Genomic DNA, 1,798 nt, shown 5'->3' with positions numbered 1-1,798 from the left:
GGGGCTGTGAAATAATAGCTCCATGAAAACGAAAGGGACTTTCGATTCTTGTGAATCGAAAGTCCTTTTTCGTGTTAGAATTTAACTGCTATGAAAAACCTAACTGTGTATTATGGTACTCCCAAACAGGGAATTTTACCAGCATTTTTTTCTGAGTGCCTGGATATCACAGATCCGGTTTTCACATTTGACAGATTTATGGAGGAAATCGATTTACGCAAATATCTGAGCAAACTTCCTGCTCATGAGTTGGGAAGAATCAGATATAATCCCATCAATATGTTGAAAACGGTTCTGTTCGGGTTTATGGATGAAGGATGCATCTCTCTCAGAAAGCTGGAAGACAATTGCAAAGTCAATATCCGCTATAAATACCTTATGGACGGTAAACACCCGTCCTATCGGACTTTCGGATATTTCATCAATACTGTCCTGATGAATCAAGCTGAATCGCTCTTTTATGAAATTACCCAAGAAATCATCACCAAAGAGCATGTGGACCTGGACCACCTCTATATCGATGGCTCCAAATTCGAAGCCAATGCCAACAAGTACTCCTGGGTCTGGAAAAAAGGTACGGAGAAATCGAGATTCCGGCTGTTTGCCAAAATCTCAGCACTCCTGGAAGAAATCAACGAGATGCTGAGCTGTGGTGGACTGAAAGCCGAAATCAATTCAGAATATGCTCCTGAATATCTGGAGCTCATCCTGAGCAAACTTCACGACATCTGGGAACTGGACGAGGAAAGATTTGCCCATGGCAAAGGACACCATAAGAGTCCGGAACAGCGGAATTACGAAAAACTAAAAGTGTATCTGCAGAAACTTAAGGAATATGGAAAGAAATTGAGTATCTGTGGAGAGAATCGTAATAGCTATTCTAAAACGGATCATTCAGCTACGTTTATGCGGATTAAGAGAGACTACATGGGAAACGACCAGCTGCTGCCGGCATATAACGTCCAAGTTGGCATAGCTGATGAATACATAGCGGTCCTTGACGTAAACCAGTACAGATCAGATATGGATTGCTTCGTTCCCCTTCTGGAAAAGTTTTATGAGCACCATGGGATCTATCCGAAATATCCAGTAGCTGACGCAGGGTATGGTTCATTCAATAACTATCTGTACTGCAGCGAACATGGGATGGAAGCCTGTATGAAATTCCCCATGTTCTTCAAAGAAACGACGGACAAGAAGTATCACGAGGACCCATTCCGTGCGGTTAATTTCAAGACGACGGTTGATGGAGCGTTGCTCTGTCCCAATGGAAAGAAGTTCAAATTCGTCTACAGGAAAAACATTCAAGGCAACCAATATGGCCGTCAGGAAGAAATCTATGAATGTGAGGACTGCAATGGCTGTCCTTATGCAGAACGTTGCAAGAAAACACCTCATAACAGACGGATCAGCCTGAATCGTGAACTTACAAAGGTCCATGCTGACGTCATCGGACGATTGACAGATACCCGCGGATTTCTGCTGAGAAGGAACCGTGCTATCCAGGCAGAAGGTACTTTCGGAGTGATGAAGAACGATCGGGAATATGACCGGATTGTCCGAAGAGGCATGGATTCAGTGAAAATGGAAGTTTTTCTGGTTTCTATTGGCTTCAACCTGTACAAATACCATAGGAAGCAGCAGGCACATATGGATATGGCAGCTTAATTTTAAAAAGCTGAGTTTTGGGGGGAAGGGGGAAGTATACCCTTTTTCTCTTGCCTTTTACTGCCAGGAGTAAAAAGAGACAACAAAAAAGGAGCTGTGAAGAAATGAATCCTCATTTCTTCACAGCTCC

Annotated in this window: 1 protein-coding gene; it reads left to right on the top strand. The window is 43.1% G+C overall.

The window, feature by feature from the left end; all coding sequences use genetic code 11:
- Positions 1–90 precede the first annotated feature (90 nt).
- Positions 91–1,668, top strand: a complete 1,578-nt coding sequence (locus ACTUHY_RS12830; protein WP_442828000.1) for an IS1182 family transposase — start codon at positions 91–93, stop codon at positions 1,666–1,668.
- The last annotated feature ends 130 nt before the right edge of the window (positions 1,669–1,798 follow it).

The sequence above is a fragment of the Acidaminococcus nyctereutis genome (genome assembly GCF_052216985.1).
Classification (GTDB): domain Bacteria; phylum Bacillota; class Negativicutes; order Acidaminococcales; family Acidaminococcaceae; genus Acidaminococcus; species Acidaminococcus fermentans_A.
The sequence above is the reverse complement of the archived record's forward strand: the minus strand, read 5'-3'. Positions and strand labels throughout refer to the sequence as shown.